This is a genomic window from Sulfitobacter marinus (assembly GCF_900116285.1).
Lineage (GTDB): Bacteria > Pseudomonadota > Alphaproteobacteria > Rhodobacterales > Rhodobacteraceae > Sulfitobacter > Sulfitobacter marinus.
The window spans coordinates 89,941-106,420 of sequence record NZ_FPAJ01000002.1; the positions used below are offsets into that span (position 1 = coordinate 89,941).

At 56.7% G+C, this 16,480-nt stretch carries 15 protein-coding genes; 10 read left to right on the top strand and 5 right to left on the bottom strand.

What is annotated here, in order from left to right:
* The gene (locus BM347_RS05885) at positions 1-1,005 is read right to left on the bottom strand and encodes a DUF2125 domain-containing protein (protein WP_093915530.1); all 1,005 of its coding nucleotides are present in this window, start codon (positions 1,003-1,005) and stop codon (positions 1-3) included.
* Positions 1,006-1,075: 70 nt separating this feature from the next.
* On the opposite strand from BM347_RS05885, the gene BM347_RS05890 reads away from it, so the two are divergent.
* From BM347_RS05890 to BM347_RS05900, 3 genes are all read left to right on the top strand, one after another.
* Positions 1,076-1,606: a gamma-glutamylcyclotransferase gene (locus tag BM347_RS05890; protein WP_093915531.1), complete on the top strand. Its 531-nt coding sequence runs from the start codon at positions 1,076-1,078 to the stop codon at positions 1,604-1,606.
* A 74-nt stretch (positions 1,607-1,680) separates the two neighbouring features.
* On the top strand, positions 1,681-2,883 hold the full coding sequence (locus BM347_RS05895) for a biopolymer transporter ExbB (RefSeq protein ID WP_093915532.1): 1,203 nt from the start codon (positions 1,681-1,683) through the stop codon (positions 2,881-2,883).
* A gap of 2 nt (positions 2,884-2,885) precedes the next feature.
* Positions 2,886-4,562 carry a peptidoglycan -binding protein gene (locus tag BM347_RS05900; protein ID WP_093915533.1) on the top strand — a complete coding sequence of 559 codons (1,677 nt, stop codon included), beginning with the start codon at positions 2,886-2,888 and terminating at the stop codon, positions 4,560-4,562.
* Here the strand turns inward: BM347_RS05900 and BM347_RS05905 are convergent, their stop codons facing one another.
* The 3 genes from BM347_RS05905 to gloB form a co-directional block, all read right to left on the bottom strand.
* A complete protein-coding gene (locus tag BM347_RS05905) occupies positions 4,563-5,534 on the bottom strand; it encodes a M23 family metallopeptidase (protein WP_093915534.1) in 972 nt (323 codons plus the stop codon). It lies immediately after the preceding gene.
* Positions 5,531-7,852 (bottom strand): ATP-dependent Clp protease ATP-binding subunit ClpA, encoded by a 2,322-nt coding sequence (gene clpA, locus BM347_RS05910; RefSeq protein WP_093915535.1) that lies wholly within the window; start codon positions 7,850-7,852, stop codon positions 5,531-5,533. The genes BM347_RS05905 and clpA overlap by 4 nt, the downstream gene beginning before the upstream one ends.
* A 174-nt stretch (positions 7,853-8,026) precedes the next feature.
* Positions 8,027-8,794 carry a hydroxyacylglutathione hydrolase gene (gene gloB, locus BM347_RS05915; protein WP_093915536.1) on the bottom strand — a complete coding sequence of 256 codons (768 nt, stop codon included), beginning with the start codon at positions 8,792-8,794 and terminating at the stop codon, positions 8,027-8,029.
* A gap of 196 nt (positions 8,795-8,990) precedes the next feature.
* Between gloB and BM347_RS05920 the strand changes: the two genes are divergently transcribed.
* From BM347_RS05920 to BM347_RS05950, 7 genes are all read left to right on the top strand, one after another.
* On the top strand, positions 8,991-9,737 hold the full coding sequence (locus BM347_RS05920) for a class I SAM-dependent methyltransferase (RefSeq protein WP_093915537.1): 747 nt from the start codon (positions 8,991-8,993) through the stop codon (positions 9,735-9,737).
* Positions 9,738-10,026: 289 nt separating this feature from the next.
* The gene (locus BM347_RS05925) at positions 10,027-10,587 is read left to right on the top strand and encodes a F0F1 ATP synthase subunit delta (RefSeq protein ID WP_175498509.1); all 561 of its coding nucleotides are present in this window, start codon (positions 10,027-10,029) and stop codon (positions 10,585-10,587) included.
* Positions 10,588-12,126: a F0F1 ATP synthase subunit alpha gene (gene atpA, locus BM347_RS05930; RefSeq protein WP_093915539.1), complete on the top strand. Its 1,539-nt coding sequence runs from the start codon at positions 10,588-10,590 to the stop codon at positions 12,124-12,126.
* Positions 12,127-12,140: 14 nt separating this feature from the next.
* Positions 12,141-13,019 (top strand): F0F1 ATP synthase subunit gamma, encoded by an 879-nt coding sequence (locus BM347_RS05935; protein WP_093915540.1) that lies wholly within the window; start codon positions 12,141-12,143, stop codon positions 13,017-13,019.
* A gap of 19 nt (positions 13,020-13,038) precedes the next feature.
* Positions 13,039-14,463: a F0F1 ATP synthase subunit beta gene (gene atpD / locus BM347_RS05940; protein WP_093916052.1), complete on the top strand. Its 1,425-nt coding sequence runs from the start codon at positions 13,039-13,041 to the stop codon at positions 14,461-14,463.
* Between the two features lie 13 nt (positions 14,464-14,476).
* Positions 14,477-14,914, top strand: coding sequence for a F0F1 ATP synthase subunit epsilon (locus BM347_RS05945; protein ID WP_093915541.1), 438 nt, complete (start codon positions 14,477-14,479; stop codon positions 14,912-14,914).
* Positions 14,915-15,041: 127 nt separating this feature from the next.
* A complete protein-coding gene (locus BM347_RS05950; protein ID WP_093915542.1) occupies positions 15,042-15,383 on the top strand; it encodes an H-type lectin domain-containing protein in 342 nt (113 codons plus the stop codon).
* Between the two features lie 24 nt (positions 15,384-15,407).
* Here the strand turns inward: BM347_RS05950 and BM347_RS05955 are convergent, their stop codons facing one another.
* Positions 15,408-16,427, bottom strand: a complete 1,020-nt coding sequence (locus tag BM347_RS05955) for a ribose-phosphate pyrophosphokinase (protein ID WP_093915543.1) — start codon at positions 16,425-16,427, stop codon at positions 15,408-15,410.
* Positions 16,428-16,480 lie beyond the last annotated feature (53 nt).

Consider the following 16,480-nt stretch of genomic DNA (forward strand, 5'->3'; position numbering starts at 1 on the left):
TTAACGCAGGATTACACGGGGCGCGCGGCCCAGCGGGATGAACCCCATCGACATACGCCCTTCTTGAAAGCTGAGCGTCAGGTCCAGCCCCGTTGTCTTTCCCGCCATTTGCGCCAGCCCTTTTAGCATTTGCTCGGCTTGTGGGCGCATGTTGGGCGGCAGGTATCCGGCACTTTCCACCATATCCAGCAGGGCGGGCCAGTTTTCGGCTTTGACGGACAGCGCCCCGCTTATCAGCCCCACTTCGTCTACGGTCAGATCACCGGTGGCCAGAATCTCGATGTCCCCCCATGTGAAATGCGCACGCCTAAGGTCGATCGCGCGGGGTTGCGGTCGGTGCTGCTCCAACGCGCGGCGATTCCAGACACGGTCGAAGGTGACCATCAGATCGGCGGTGAACAGATCAAAAACCGCCGGCCAGTCGTTGGAAAGCCCTATGAAACTGCGCGCCAAACTACCGGGGACAAGGTTATCTGCGTTCAGCTTTAGCGCATAAACCGGTGTATTGGTTGCCTGCTGGGCCATCGTCAAATCAACCGTGTCTGCTGCGACGATATTGTCTGTTGCCGTATCCAATGACCATGCCCCGCCGGACAGGCCAAGGCTTTGAAGTTGAAGCGCCCTACCGGGACGTAGACGCAAATCAGCGGCGGCGCTCTTCGCGCTTAGGGTTGCGCGCAGATCAGGGGTGACCAAGGTGATGGGCGTTTCCGGCAGCGCCACGGTGACATATCCCGGCCAATAGGTGGGCGCTGAAATATCCAGTTGGTTCATGCGGGCCGCAACGCCGGTATTTGGATCGGCAATCGCGACATCGTTCAGCTGTGCGTGCAGGCGCAAGGGAAAACCCTGCTTTTCTATGCCGCCAACGTCGGCCTGCCAGCCCAAACTGCGGCGCACATCCAGCCATTTACTGATGCCGCGCTGCATGCCGGCTGAGGCAAGCGCCCACCATCCGCACCAGAAAACGGCGACAATAACGAGAATTCCAACCAGCTTGCCCATGGCGACAGAAACCTTATTAACGCGTCATATGAACCCGCTTTAACCAAGCGGGAGGCAAAGGACCAGTAGGATGGAAATGTGGGTGTTCGGATACGGCAGTTTGCTGTGGAAACCGGGGTTTGACGTTGCGGAAAGCGTGATCGGTCGGTTGCCGGGGTATGCCCGGTCGTTTTGTATGCGTTCGATCCACCATCGCGGAACGGTTGAAAATCCGGGATTGGTGTTGGCGCTAGACGCCATGACCGGCCGGGCATGCGATGGTATGGCGCTGCGCGTGGTGCCGGGGCAAGAGGCGCAGACGCTCGAATACCTGCGTGAACGCGAGCTGATCTCCTCGGCCTATGTGGAGAAAACCCTTGATGTTCAGCTGGCCGATGGGCGCAGTGTGGCAGCGTTGGTCTATGTGATTGATGCGGATCATGATCAATATTGCGGCGGCATGCCCTTGGAAGAACAGGCCCAGATTATCACGGCGGCGGTAGGGGGGATGGGCCCCAACACCGAATACTTGTTCAATACTGCCAGTCACCTGTCCAAAATCGGGCTGCATGACGCGTCGCTTGAGTGGCTGCACAATCGTGTGAAAGAGCTTTGCGCATAAATACTTGGCATAATGGGCGGGGTTGGGTGTAAGGTGCCACAATAGAAGCACAAAAGTGTCAGGAACGATGAGGCATGGCGCAGTCAGACCGCGAGTCTAAACCACAATTTTCCCAGCCGGTACGGCAGATCACCTTGATGCTGATCGCCCTTGGCCTGACCGGAGCGGGGGCGTTTCTGGCGCTGCCCAGCGTATTGCCGATCTTTGCCGCAAATCCCTATCTGAATGGCGTTATCATCGCGGTGTTTTTCATCGGTGTGATTGCCTGTTTCTATCAGGTTTTGCAGCTGGTCGGATCGGTGCGTTGGATCGAAAACTTCGCCTCAGACGCGCCGGACCCCGATACGGTTGCCCCGCAATTGTTGGCACCGCTAGCGTCGCTTTTGCGCACACGTGGCGCGCGGATGCAGGTAAACGCGACATCAACACGGTCAATCCTGGATTCGGTAAGCACCCGCATAGACGAGGCCCGCGAAATAACGCGGTATATCGTCAACATGCTGATCTTCCTTGGCCTTTTGGGGACATTCTACGGATTGGCGACGACGGTTCCAGCAGTGGTCGAAACCATCCGCAGCCTTGCCCCGCAAGAAGGCGACGGCAGTACCGATATGTTCGCACGGCTGATGACCGGGCTGGAATCGCAACTGGGCGGGATGGGCGTCGCCTTTGGGTCGTCCTTGCTGGGCTTGGCGGGATCGCTGGTTGTGGGGCTGCTGGAGCTCTTTGCCGGGCACGGCCAGAACCGATTCTATCAAGAACTGGAAGATTGGCTAAGCTCGATCACCCGCATCGGTTTTTCAGCCGGAGAAGACGGCGGGTCAGATCAAGGTGCCGTCGCGGGCGTTTTGGATCATATCACCGAGCAGATGGACACGTTTAGGGAGCTGATCGGGCAGTCAACTGAAAGCCAGACTGCCTTAAACACACGTCTTGCCTCGCTTGCCAGTGCTGTTGAAGCGTTGACCGAACGCAGCGCGCAAGGGGATGCCTCCAACGACAGTCTCGAGAGGATCGCCAAAGGCCAAGAACGCATGATTGCAGCGTTGGAAACGCAGGAAACCGACGATCCGATTGACGCCGAAAGTCGTATGCGCCTGCGGTCGATTGATGTGCAAATGCTACGGATACTCGAGGAAATATCGGCCGGACGACAAGAAACCATGGCAGAGTTGCGCAAAGATATATCGTTGCTGGCCAAGGCGCTTTCTGCTCCGCGCGCGCCCGAAGCACGCCGCATGCGGTCCCCGGACAAGCCTGCGTCCGAGGATAGCTAGGCATGGCGCTTTCCCGACGCTCAGGATCACGGTTCCAATCCTCCATTTGGCCCGGTTTCGTTGATGCAATGACCGGGCTTTTGCTGGTGCTGATGTTTGTGTTGACCATTTTTATGGTGTTGCAAGCGGTACAAACTCAGCGGATCAGCGGGCAAGAAGATGAACTGAACTCACTGTCGGGTGAGGTCGCAGCCCTTGCGCAGGCCCTTGGGATGGAGCGCCAGACCAGCGCGAATCTTGAGATGCGAGTGGGGGCGTTGAATGCGTCGCTGACGTCGGCGCAGGATAAGGCGGCAGAGCAGGCGGCGTTGATCGCGTCACTGACCTCAACCGCGCAAGCGCAGGCCGCCCAATTGCAGGACGCGCAGGCACAGATCACTTCTTTCGAAGCGCAGGTGGCGAGTTTGCTGTCACAACGCGACGATGCGCAGACGCGTGTCACGTCGCTAGAGAACGAACAGGCCGAATTGCTCAGCGCGCAAGAGGCGCTCAACCTTGCTTTGGCTCAGGCGCGCAGTGAAACAGATGCGCAGGCCGAAGCCGCACGGCTGGCCGCTGCACGCCGCGAGGCGCTGGATGCCTTGGTCGCTGATTTGCGGGCCCGCAATGCCGAAGCGGAATCACAGCTAGAGGCCGCGGAACAAGCCAACGCCGAAGCACTGTCCGAGGCGGAAGCCGCCAAGCTGGCAGAGGCGGCAGCAGCAGAGTTGCTGCGCGCCAAATTGCAGGATGCTGATGCAGAGCTCACTGCCATTACCCTCGCGCTTGAGGCGCAGCGCAAAGATGCCGAAGACACGTTGACTCTGCTGGCCGCCGCGCGCGCCGCCGAGGCTGAACTGGCTGCCCAGCTGAATGCGTCCGAAGCGGCGCGGCAAGAGGCCATGGCACAGGCCGCCGCGCAAATGACTGACGCGGAAAAACAGGCCGCGCTTTTGGCGTTGGCACAGTCTGCCTTGGCCGGAGAAGAACAGATCAGCGCCGAGGCGCAGCGCCAGACCGAGCTGTTGAACCAGCAAGTTGCATCCCTGCGGGGGCAGTTGGGTGAATTGCAGGCGCTCTTGGATGATGCCGTGGCGCGCGATGCCGCAAAAGAGGTGCAGTTACAGTCGCTGGGTTCCGATCTGAACACCGCACTCGCCCGCGTCGCCGCCGAGGAACGCCGTCGCGCAGAGCTGGAAGCTGCTGAACGCAAACGTCTGGAGGCAGAGACGAAAAACCTTGAGCAGTACCGGTCAGAATTTTTTGGCCGTCTGCGTGATCTTTTGGGCAATCAGCCCGGGGTGCGCATTGAAGGGGACAGGTTTGTCTTCTCGTCCGAGGTGCTGTTTCCCCCCGGTGCCGCGACTTTGTCGGGGGAGGGCCGTAATGAAATCGCCAAGGTCGCCAGCATCTTGCGCAATGTCGCGTCGGAAATTCCGCCGGAAATCGACTGGGTCATTCGCGTGGACGGCCATACGGACAACCAACCGCTTTCGGGACTGGGAGAGTTCGAGGATAATTGGGAGCTTAGCCAGGCGCGCGCGCTATCTGTGGTGCGCTACATGATTAACTTTTTGGGCATCGCGCCTGACAGGCTTGCCGCTAACGGGTTCGGACAGTATCAGCCCGTTGCACCCGGTGATAGCGAAGCGGCCCGCGCGCAAAATCGCCGGATCGAGCTGAAATTCACCGAAAAATAATCACCGCACGGCGAGGGTCATGGCCTGTCGGCTCAATACATCGGCCCCGCGCGTCAGGATCACGACGCCATCGTAACGTCCTGTGGGCCACGGTTTTGTACGCCGCTTTTTGCCAATGGCGCGAAAGGATTGTGCCTGCGTCTTGGTTAACGTGACATCATCCGCGATCACCAGCCCTTGAGGGCCAGTGATAGAGAGTTTCATCACGTCGCCCGGCTGGCTGCCAAACAGATAGCCCCAAATCACCAGCGCGGGTGCGTCGGCCGGAAGCGTTTGCAGATCGACCGTGCCGGCTTTGATGTCATCAAACTTGGGAATGGCCTGTGCAAATCCAGCGTCGATCAGGCCGCCGGGGCGATATTCCGGGCGATCCTGCCACAGGTTACTGTCGCCGGGGGTAGCGCAGGTCGTGACGCCATCGGGGTCAAAGGGGTCGACGACCTTGCCATCCTTGCGCACGGAGAAGTGGAGATGCGGGAACGCGGCCTTGCCCGAATGGCCCACGAATCCCAGTTCCTGCCCCTGCCACAGTTTTTGGCCGGGTTTGACAATCACCGATCCCTTTTTTAGGTGGCAATATTGGGTTTCCCAACCATTTCCGTGGTCGATCACCACGCCGTTCCCACATTCGCGACCGGCAATTTTGCCCGACTGCGCGGTGAAATACTGGACGTCATCCATGCCGTCACGAACCCCTTTTACACGGCCTGCAGCACTTGCCAGCACTCGGATGTTGCGCGCCATATCGCTGCGGCTGGACAGGGCGAAATCGGTGCCCTTGTGCCCGTCATAGCTGAGAGTCGAGCATGTGAAATCCGACGCCTCGGGCGATGGATCACTATCGACATATTGCTGAATATAGCAGTCACCGGTCAAATCGCAGTCGATGGGCGGTGAAAGTAAAAAGGCCTCTGCCAGCGCGGGGCTGGCAAAGGCCAAGGCAAGGCAAAGTGCCGTGCCGGTTCGCTTCATTCTGCCGTCAAAAGCGGTGGCTTGTTTCCCGTCAGTTTGGGGTTTTCTGCCCCAAGAACTGTCAGATCCAACTCGCCCTTCTTGACGCCAACTTTGACAACGCCGCCTTTGGCCAATTTACCGAACAGCAATTCCTCGGCCAGCGGCTTCTTGATGTGCTCTTGGATCACGCGGCCCAAAGGACGTGCGCCCATTTTCGCATCATAGCCTTTGTCGGCCAGCCATTCAGCGGCTTTGGTGGACAGCTCAATCGTGACGTTGCGGTCCATCAATTGTGCTTCAAGCTGCAGAACAAACTTTTCGACCACGCGCATGATGACTTCTTTGGGCAGTGGCGCAAAGCTGATCACGGCGTCCAGACGGTTGCGGAATTCAGGCGTGAAGGTCCGTTCAATCGCGGCAGTGTCTTCGCCTGTGCGGCGATCACGGCCAAAGCCGATGGCTTCTTTCGCTTGTTCGGATGCGCCCGCGTTCGATGTCATGATCAACACAACATTGCGGAAATCCACTGTCCGGCCATTGTGGTCGGTCAACTTGCCGTGATCCATCACCTGCAACAGGATGTTGTAGACATCCGGGTGGGCCTTTTCCATTTCGTCCAGCAGCAGCACACAGTGCGGGTGTTGGTCGACGCCATCGGTCAGCATGCCACCCTGATCAAACCCTACATAGCCGGGAGGGGCACCAATCAACCGGGAAACGGCGTGCTTTTCCATATACTCGGACATGTCAAAGCGCAGCAGTTCCACGCCAAGCGTGTCGGCCAATTGCTTTGCGACCTCGGTTTTACCCACGCCGGTTGGACCTGCGAACAGGTAGTTGCCGATGGGTTTTTCCGGTTCGCGCAGACCTGCACGTGCCAGCTTGATGGCCGAGGACAATGCATCAATCGCCTTGTCCTGACCAAATACAACACGTTTCAGCGACGCTTCGAGGTCCTTGAGAACGACAACATCGTCTTTCGACACGTTCTTGGGCGGAATGCGCGCGATCTTTGAGACCACAGCCTCGACCTCTTTGGTGCCAATGGTTTTGCGCCGCTTTGAGGCGACGACAAGATGTTGTGCAGCCCCGGCCTCGTCAATTACATCGATGGCAGAGTCCGGCAGTTTGCGATCATTGATATAACGATGTGCAAGTTCCACGGAGGTGCGGATCGCGTCGGCGGTATATTTGACTGAGTGGTGATCTTCGAAATAGGGTTTGATACCACGCAGGATTTTCACCGCATCTTCGACCGATGGCTCGTTTACGTCGATCTTCTGGAAGCGACGTGCAAGGGCGCGGTCTTTCTCAAAATGTTGGCGAAATTCCTTGTAGGTGGTTGAGCCCATGGTGCGCAGTTTGCCGCCTGCGAGTGCAGGTTTCAGCAAGTTCGACGCATCCATTGCACCGCCCGACGTCGCACCCGCACCGATGACGGTGTGGATTTCATCGATGAACAACACCGCGTTTTTGTGCTCTTCCAGCTCGGTTACCACGGCTTTCAGGCGCTCCTCAAAGTCACCGCGGTAGCGCGTACCAGCCAACAGTGCCCCCATGTCGAGGGAATAGATCGTGGTTTCGGCAAGCACTTCGGGTGTTTCGCCCGCAACGATTTTGCGCGCCAGACCTTCGGCGATGGCTGTTTTACCAACGCCGGGATCGCCGACCAAAAGCGGGTTGTTCTTGCGGCGGCGGCACAGCACCTGAATGCAACGCTCGACCTCCGCATCGCGGCCGATCAGCGGATCAATGTCGCCTTCGCGCGACTTGGCGTTCAAATCCACGCAATATTTCTCAAGCGCAGTTTCTTTCTTGTCGCCATCGGTGACGCCTTGGGCTTCTTCTTCGTGCTCGGGCGCACCTGAGACAGAGCGTGGTTCACCGAATGCAGGGTCTTTGGCCACACCATGGGCGATGAAATTCACTGCGTCATAGCGGGTCATGTCCTGCTCTTGCAGGAAATAGGCGGCGTTGCTTTCACGTTCGGCAAAGATCGCGACAAGCACATTTGCGCCCGTTACTTCGGTGCGACCGGAAGATTGGACATGGATGGCCGCGCGCTGAATTACGCGTTGGAACGCGGCAGTTGGCACCGCTTCGGATCCGTCAATATCGGTGACCAGATTGCTCAGATCCTCGTCGACGAATTCAACGAGGGTTTCGCGCAATTCGGTCATGTTGACAGAACACGCTTTCATGACTTGAACCGCATCCGGTTCATCAATCAGGGCCAGCAGCAAATGTTCAAGCGTTGCAAACTCGTGCTTGCGCGCGTTTGCCAAGGCCAAAGCAGCGTGAATGGCTTGTTCTAAAGTAGACGAGAATGAAGGCACGGGCGTGCTCCTTTTCGATCTGTGTCGGTTCGGTGTCCACGGATAGGCGCACCTGAGCCGAGCATGGCCTCATAGTATTAGAGTTTGGTTGATCATGGCAAAGCTTCAAGGCTTTTTTGTAATAATCTCGTCACAATTAACGTGAACGGGCGATTTTGACCATGATTGCGGCGCTTAGAAACGATCTTTGCGGGCGCGGATTTCAGCAAACACATCTGTGTCGGTGGCGTTTTCCATTCCCAACTCAGCGCGAATACCGGGATCGGCGGGGCGCAAAAAGGGGTTGGTTTCAAGTTCCGTTGAAAGCGTCGAGGGCACCGTCGGCACGCCATCCTTGCGCGCCTGATCGATTTCTCTTGAGCGAGATATAAGTGCCTGATTTTCAGGATCAACCGTTAACGCAAATTTTGCGTTTGATTGAGTGTATTCGTGGCCTGAACAGACGGTGGTATCGACGGGCAGTTTCATCAGCTTTTGCAGGCTGCCCCACATCTGCGCGGGGGTGCCTTCGAACAGGCGGCCACAGCCAAGCGCCATAAGGCTATCGGCAGTAAAGACACATTTCGCATCAGGGACATAAAGTGCAATATGCCCGACCGTGTGGCCAGAGACATCCATGATCTGCACGTCATGGCCAGCAAATGTGAATGTGTCGCCGTCTTCGACCGCGTGATCCAACGCGGGCAGGCGGTGGGCGTCGGCCTTGGCCCCCAGAATGCGCGCGGGGTGTTGCGCGGTTAGTTCAGGCACACCTTGGATATGGTCGGGATGGTGATGCGTCAGCCAGATTTCTGACAGCGTCCAGCCGAGTTCTTTTAACTTGTTAGAGATGGGGGCGGCCTCGGGCACGTCGATCAGCGCAACATGTCCGCTCGCTTGATCGCGCAACAGGAAGGCGTAGTTGTCTGAAAGGCAGGGAATTGTCACAAGATCGAACGGCATGGCGGGGCTCCTGACTGGGCATTTGGGGTGATAGTACCCTCCGCATACCGAGGGGCAAGGGGATAACAGATGTTCAGGCGGCAAGAACGCATGTGTCTTGCCAGGCTCGAAATCAAATCGGCGTTTGCATGTCTCTTTTGCAAATGAACGGTTCGGGCTAAGGTCTGACTATCTGATCCGGCAAAAGGTCCGCCCTATGCATCTTGACGTACAAGATCTGCGCAACTTCTATTATCGCAGCGCGCTAGGCCGTGCCGCGCAGTTCTCTTTGCGCAGCCGTATGCTTGAGCTGTGGCCCGAAGCGAAGGGGCAGACTGTGGTGGGTTTCGGCTTTGCCGCACCGTTGCTGCGGCCCTATCTGGCGGATGCGCGCAGGGTGATGACCCTTATGCCCGGCCCGCAGGGGGTTATGCCGTGGCCTGCGGGGATGGCAAACACATCTGTCCTGACCGAAGAAACGCTTTGGCCGATTGAGACAGGCCATGTGGACAAACTCGTTCTGCTGCACGGGCTTGAGACATCGGACAGGCAGGGTGATCTGCTGGAAGAATGCTGGCGCGTTTTGGGGCCGGGGGGCAGGGCTTTGTTTATCGTGCCCAACCGTGCGGGCCTGTGGGCGCGGCGTGATCTTACGCCGTTTGGCTATGGGCGGCCCTATTCGCCGGGCCAGCTTGAGACACAATTGCGCAAACACCAGTTTCTGCCCGAACGCCAATTGGGTGCGCTATATCAAATGCCGTCACCAAAGCGGGTCTGGATGAGATCCGGCAAGCTGTTCGAGAAATTCGGGCGTCACGTGCCGACGATGATGGCGGGGGGCGCTGTCATGGTCGAGGTCACAAAGCTGGTCTATCCCCCCAAGGGCAAAGTCGAACGCCGCGCTGCGCGCAGGTCAATTCGCGTGTTGGAAGGCGTCGGGTCGCCAATCGTCAAACCAGTGTGACAAATACACGTACTGGTTAAAGGGCTGGCTAGAATCGTTTCCAAATGGTTAATGGTGCTGCACCCTCGTGGATAGGGCGGTTTGACACGGGTCAAAGCGTCGCAGTTCAAGAGGGCGCTAAGAATAAGGGGCGGTTTCCGGTCAGAACCTCACTATACTGTGTTGCGGGGCGCAAACCTGTCTGCTACATCGGCCCTGATTTTGACGTCTTGGGTTAATTCAAGCCGCGCCAACACCCCGGTGACGCGAGTTATTCGCATATCCGGCACTGACGTACGAGAGGATGGACGTGTCCGAAACAGCATCGATCTCTACAGGTATCGCAAACCGCTATGCGACTGCCGTGTATGAACTGGCCTCTGAGGCCAAAACCCTTCCAAAGATTGAAAAAGATCTTGATGCGCTGCAAGCCGCTTTGGCTGACAGCGAAGATTTTCAGGACCTGATCCATTCGCCGATCTACACGCGCGAACAGCAGGCTTCCTCGATCAGCGCCATCGCCAAAAAGATGGGCCTGTCTGATACAATGTCTAAAACGCTAGAGCTCATGGCAAACAAGCGCCGCTTGTTCGTTATGCCCCAGCTGATCCAGAACCTGCGCGAGATTATCGCGGTGGAAAAGGGCGAAGTCACCGCTGATGTGGTTTCGGCCAAGGCGCTTACCAAGGCGCAATCTGATAAATTGTCCAAGTCGCTCGCTGCGACGACCGGCAAAAAAATAACGTTGAATGCGACCGTTGATGAAACTCTCATCGGCGGTCTTATCGTCAAAGTGGGCTCTAAGATGATCGACACGTCGATCCGCTCAAAGCTCAATTCCCTCCAGAATGTAATGAAAGAGGTCGGATAAATGGGTATCCAAGCTGCAGAAATTTCTGCGATCCTTAAGGACCAGATCAAGAACTTTGGTCAAGAAGCAGAAGTCGCCGAAGTTGGCCGCGTTCTGTCCGTTGGCGATGGTATCGCTCGTGTATATGGTCTGGACAATGTCCAAGCCGGCGAGATGGTCGAATTCCCCGGTGGTATCATGGGCATGGCCCTGAACCTTGAAACCGACAACGTCGGTGTTGTTATCTTTGGGTCCGACCGCGACATCAAAGAAGGCGACACAGTCAAGCGCACCAACTCCATCGTGGACGTTCCAATCGGCAACGGCCTGCTGGGTCGTGTTGTTGACGGTCTGGGTAACCCCATTGACGGCAAAGGCCCCATCGCATCCACCGAGCGTGGCCTTGCAGATGTTAAAGCCCCCGGCATTATCCCACGTAAATCGGTTCACGAACCAATGGCGACAGGCCTCAAGTCTGTTGACGCGATGATCCCTGTTGGCCGTGGCCAGCGCGAATTGATCATTGGTGACCGTCAAACTGGTAAAACAGCTGTCGCACTTGACGCGATCCTGAACCAACAGCAAGTCAACGCCGCCGCTGGCGACGACGAAAGCAAGAAAATGTACTGCGTGTACGTTGCGATCGGTCAAAAGCGTTCGACTGTTGCCCAGCTTGTTAAAAAGCTCGAAGAAACCGGCGCGATTGAATATTCTATCGTTGTTGCCGCGACCGCGTCCGAGCCTGCACCAATGCAGTACCTCGCACCGTACTCTGCGACAGCCATGGCGGAATTCTTCCGCGACAACGGCCGCCACGCTTTGATCATCTATGATGACTTGTCCAAGCAGGCTGTTTCTTATCGCCAAATGTCCCTGCTGCTGCGTCGTCCACCCGGCCGCGAAGCGTACCCAGGTGACGTTTTCTATCTTCACTCCCGGTTGCTTGAGCGTTCCGCGAAACTGGGCGATGACGCAGGCAACGGCTCTTTGACAGCTTTGCCAATCATTGAAACTCAAGGCGGCGACGTTTCGGCGTTTATTCCAACCAACGTGATTTCGATCACCGACGGTCAGATCTTCCTTGAAACCGAATTGTTCTACCAAGGCATCCGCCCTGCTGTGAACACCGGTCTGTCGGTTTCGCGCGTTGGTTCCTCTGCTCAAACCAAAGCAATGTCTTCTGTTGCTGGTCCGGTTAAACTGTCCTTGGCTCAGTACCGCGAAATGGCGGCCTTTGCTCAGTTCGGTTCCGACCTTGACGCATCCACACAGCAATTGCTGGCCCGTGGTGCACGTCTTACAGAACTGATGAAGCAGCCACAGTACTCCCCTCTGACCAACGCCGAGATCGTCTGCGTTATCTATGCGGGTACAAAGGGCTTCCTTGACAAAATCGACGTTAAAGAAGTCGGCCGCTTTGAAGCCGGTCTGCTGGCGCACCTGCGCAGCAAGCACGCTGATCTGATGAAAGACATCACCGAAAACGATCGCAAGGTTAAGGATGAGCTGGAAGACAAGATCAAAGCTGCCATCGAATCTTTCGCCGCTGACTTCGCTTAAGGGAGGGAAGGCAGATGCCAAACCTCAAGGATCTAAAAAATCGGATCGCGTCGGTGAAAAATACCCGCAAGATCACGAAAGCCATGCAAATGGTTGCCGCGGCGAAACTTCGCCGCGCGCAGGAAGCTGCCGAACAGTCACGCCCCTACACAGAGCGTTTTAACGCTGTGATGTCGCGGCTGGCCGCATCGGTTGGTGGATCGGATTCCGCGCCCAAACTGCTCAGCGGTACAGGCGAGGATAAGGTGCACCTGCTGGTGGTCATGACCGCAGAGCGCGGTTTGTGCGGTGGTTTCAACGCCAACATCGCAAAGCTTGCCAAAATCCATGCCCGCCGTCTGATTGACGCGGGCAAGGAAGTCAAAATCTTGACTGTTGGCAAAAAAGGCCGCGACAGCATTCGTCGCGAGTTCGCCAAGAACTTGGTGGGTCACGTTGACCTGACCGAAGTTAAGCGTATCGGTTATGCCGACGCGCAAGGCATCGCAAAAGATGTGCTTGGTCGCTTTGACGCGGGTGAATTTGATGTCGCAACGATCTTTTATGCAAAGTTCGTGAACGTCGTCAGCCAGACCCCAACGGCGCAGCAGATTATCCCTGCCTCCTTCGACACCGAAGAAGGCGCGGGCGAGGTGACAACATTGTTCGACTACGAGCCCAGCGAAGAGGCCATCTTGGCCGACCTGCTGCCGCGCGGTGTCGCAACAGCTATCTTCTCGGCTCTGCTGGAAAACGCGGCTTCTGAACAGGGCGCGCGGATGTCTGCAATGGACAACGCGACACGTAACGCCGGTGAGATGATCGAAGATCTGACCATCGAGTACAACCGTTCCCGTCAGGCCGTCATCACCAACGAGCTGATCGAAATCATTTCCGGCGCGGAAGCGCTGTAAGGTATTGGAGAAAAACGACATGGCAAACGCAGTCGGCAAAATTACACAAGTCATCGGCGCCGTCGTCGATGTGCAGTTTGAGGATCACCTGCCAGAGATCCTTAACTCTGTTGTGACAGATAACCATGGCAGAAGACTGATCCTCGAAGTGGCTCAGCACCTTGGCGAAAACACAGTGCGCACCATCGCGATGGACGCGACCGAAGGTCTTGTTCGTGGCCAGAAGGTTGAAGACACAGGCGCACCGATCTCGATCCCCGTTGGTAACTCCACTTTGGGTCGCATCATGAACGTTGTGGGCGAGCCTATCGACGAAAAAGGCGAAATCGCTTCGACCGAGCGTCGCTCGATCCACGCGGATGCGCCCGAGTTCTCCGAGCAGTCCACAACATCCGAAGTTCTGGAAACAGGCATCAAAGTTATCGACCTTTTGGCCCCTTACGCCAAAGGTGGTAAAATTGGTCTGTTCGGCGGTGCCGGCGTTGGCAAAACCGTTCTGATTATGGAACTGATCAACAACATCGCCAAAGTGCACTCTGGCTACTCGGTTTTCGCCGGTGTGGGCGAGCGTACACGTGAAGGTAACGACCTTTACCACGAGATGATCGAATCCAACGTTATCAACCCTGATGACCTGGAAAAATCACAAGTGGCACTGGTGTACGGCCAGATGAACGAGCCTCCCGGTGCGCGTATGCGTGTTGCCCTGACAGGTCTGACATTGGCCGAACAGTTCCGCGATCAATCCGGTACAGACGTTCTGTTCTTCGTCGACAACATCTTCCGCTTTACACAAGCCGGTTCCGAAGTTTCGGCTCTGCTTGGCCGTATTCCTTCGGCGGTTGGCTATCAGCCAACACTGGCGACCGACATGGGTGCGATGCAAGAACGTATTACATCGACCAAATCCGGTTCGATTACATCGGTGCAAGCCGTTTACGTTCCTGCGGATGACCTTACCGACCCTGCGCCTGCGACATCGTTTGCGCACCTTGATGCGACAACCGTTCTGGACCGTTCGATCTCGGAAAAGGGTATCTACCCTGCTGTTGACCCGCTTGGTTCCACCTCGCGCTTGATGGACCCGTCCATCGTTGGCGAAGAGCACTATAACGTCGCCCGTGACGTTCAGGGTGTTCTGCAGCGCTACAAGTCGCTTCAGGATATCATCGCAATCCTCGGCATGGACGAACTGTCAGAAGACGACAAACTGGCCGTGGCCCGTGCACGCAAGATCGAACGTTTCCTCAGCCAGCCTTTCGACGTTGCCAAGGTGTTCACTGGTGCCGACGGCAAGCAGGTTCCTTTGGAAGAAACAATCCAGTCGTTCAAGGCTGTTGTTGCAGGCGAATACGATCACCTGCCCGAAGGTGCCTTCTACATGGTTGGCGGCATCGAAGAAGTGAAGGCGAAAGCCGAGAAAATGGCGGCAGACGCCGCTTAAGGAGCGCTGAAAAATGGCAGACACAATGCAATTCGACCTCGTTTCGCCAGAGCGGCGGCTGGCCTCGATGCAGGTGACGGCCGTTCAGATTCCCGGGTCTGATGGGGACATGACAGCAATGCCTGATCATGCCCCCACGATCACCACGTTGCGCCCCGGTGTGCTGCGTGTTGATGGCCCCGGAGGTGCTACGGAATATGTTGTGACCGGCGGCTTTGCCGAGATCTCAGCCAGTGGTGTGTCGGTTCTTGCCGAACGTGCCGTGCCAAAGGGTGCAATGACCCAAGAGCATCTGGACGAGATGATGGAAGAAGCCAAAACAATGTACGCGACGGCCAAAGACAATTTTGTCAATGAGCCGGGCCCTGTTGATGACGCGGCCAAGCTATTGTCTGACATGGTTGCCCTTGGAGATCACATCGGGTTGTCGAGCAAACAACCCAACCTTTGATCTTCAGATCGCATAAATGATTAAAGGGCCTCGCAATGCGGGGCCTTTTCTATTTCCGATGATCACATTAAGCTTTGTTAACCTATTGGATTATCAAGCTAAGGCTCAGTAACACTGCATGAAACGGATGGATGGAAATACTGTAGGCGTCGAAAGCGGGGAGACATTGCTTTTCTCTGATTTCGAGGATGGCGGCGATATGTGGTCCGGCACCGGCGAACGCGAACGCCGCCAGCGTATTATTTTCTCAACACCGTTTAAATCGCCGCCGACCGTACAAGCGTCACTGGCCCTTTGGGACGTTGACGCAGCCACGGTGATGCGCGGTGATCTGATATCGGAAAATATCGCTGAAGAGGGTTTTGATCTGGTTTTCAAAACCTGGGGGGACACGCGCTTTGCCCGTGCCCGGGTTGCGTGGCTGGCGATAGGTCCGCTGCCCCGCGAGGATGATTGGGACCTTTACTAAAGGCCCCAACAGTTGCCCGCCCGCTTAGCTGGGGTTGTACATACCGTCATATATTGGTTCGAGGGATTCCGCGTCAAACAGCGAGGATACCGAGGTGCCGTTCCAGATGTTCAGGATCGCTTGGGCAAAGATCGGTGCCGTTGGCACAATCCGAATGTTTTCAGCCTGTTTGACGGCATCGGTGGGCTGGATGCTGTCGGTGATCACCAGCGACTTCATCACGGAATCCTTGATCCGCTGAACGGCAGGGCCGGACATGACGCCGTGGCTGATATAGGAATGCACTTCCTTGGCACCGGCTTCCAGCAGTACTTCGGCGGCCTTACAGAGGGTACCAGCGGTGTCGCAAATATCGTCCACGATCAGGCACACCTTGTCGGTGACATCCCCGATCACAGTCATTTCAGACACTTCGCCAGCTTTCTCGCGGCGTTTATCGACGATGGCAAGCGGCGAGTTAATGCGTTTGGCCAACTCGCGGGCGCGTGCCACGCCACCCACATCGGGCGAGATGACCATCAATTCGTCCATGCGATCTTTGAACTCATTCTTGATATCAAGGGCAAAGACCGGCGATGCGTAAAGGTTATCCACGGGGATGTCGAAGAAGCCCTGAATCTGCGCGGCGTGCAGGTCCATCGTCAGGATGCGTTCGATGCCTGTGCCGACCATCATGTTCGCCACTAGCTTGGCTGTGATGGGTGTACGGGCCTTGGTGCGGCGATCCTGACGGGCATAGCCAAAGTATGGCAGGACAGCCGTGACACGTGCGGCTGACGACCGGCGCAGGGCGTCTGCCATGACCAGCAGTTCCATCAGGTTGTCATTAGCTGGGTTCGATGTCGGCTGGATGATGAACATATCCTCGCCGCGTACGTTCTCGAAAACCTCGACGAAAACTTCGCTGTCGTTGAAACGTTCAACCCGCGCATTCACCAATCCGACATTCACCCCGCGGTGCAGCGACATGCGCCGTGCAATCGCTTTGGCCAATGGCATGTTCGCATTACCTGAGATCAGTTTGGGTTCGGATGTTTGAGCCATGTGCAAAGGGTCCCCGGTTGCATAACATGTGACAGATTCGTGACGTTGACTCC

Bases quoted from the DNA above. Each gene is read 5' to 3' on its own strand.
- BM347_RS05885 (WP_093915530.1), bottom strand. From the start codon at position 1,005: ATGGGCAAGCTGGTTGGAATTCTCGTTATTGTCGCCGTTTTCTGGTGC.
- BM347_RS05890 (WP_093915531.1), top strand. From the start codon at position 1,076: ATGGAAATGTGGGTGTTCGGATACGGCAGTTTGCTGTGGAAACCGGGG.
- BM347_RS05895 (WP_093915532.1), top strand. From the start codon at position 1,681: ATGGCGCAGTCAGACCGCGAGTCTAAACCACAATTTTCCCAGCCGGTA.
- BM347_RS05900 (WP_093915533.1), top strand. From the start codon at position 2,886: ATGGCGCTTTCCCGACGCTCAGGATCACGGTTCCAATCCTCCATTTGG.
- BM347_RS05905 (WP_093915534.1), bottom strand. From the start codon at position 5,534: ATGAAGCGAACCGGCACGGCACTTTGCCTTGCCTTGGCCTTTGCCAGC.
- gloB (WP_093915536.1), bottom strand. From the start codon at position 8,794: ATGCCGTTCGATCTTGTGACAATTCCCTGCCTTTCAGACAACTACGCC.
- BM347_RS05920 (WP_093915537.1), top strand. From the start codon at position 8,991: ATGCATCTTGACGTACAAGATCTGCGCAACTTCTATTATCGCAGCGCG.
- atpA (WP_093915539.1), top strand. From the start codon at position 10,588: ATGGGTATCCAAGCTGCAGAAATTTCTGCGATCCTTAAGGACCAGATC.
- BM347_RS05935 (WP_093915540.1), top strand. From the start codon at position 12,141: ATGCCAAACCTCAAGGATCTAAAAAATCGGATCGCGTCGGTGAAAAAT.
- atpD (WP_093916052.1), top strand. From the start codon at position 13,039: ATGGCAAACGCAGTCGGCAAAATTACACAAGTCATCGGCGCCGTCGTC.
- BM347_RS05945 (WP_093915541.1), top strand. From the start codon at position 14,477: ATGGCAGACACAATGCAATTCGACCTCGTTTCGCCAGAGCGGCGGCTG.
- BM347_RS05950 (WP_093915542.1), top strand. From the start codon at position 15,042: ATGGATGGAAATACTGTAGGCGTCGAAAGCGGGGAGACATTGCTTTTC.
- BM347_RS05955 (WP_093915543.1), bottom strand. From the start codon at position 16,427: ATGGCTCAAACATCCGAACCCAAACTGATCTCAGGTAATGCGAACATG.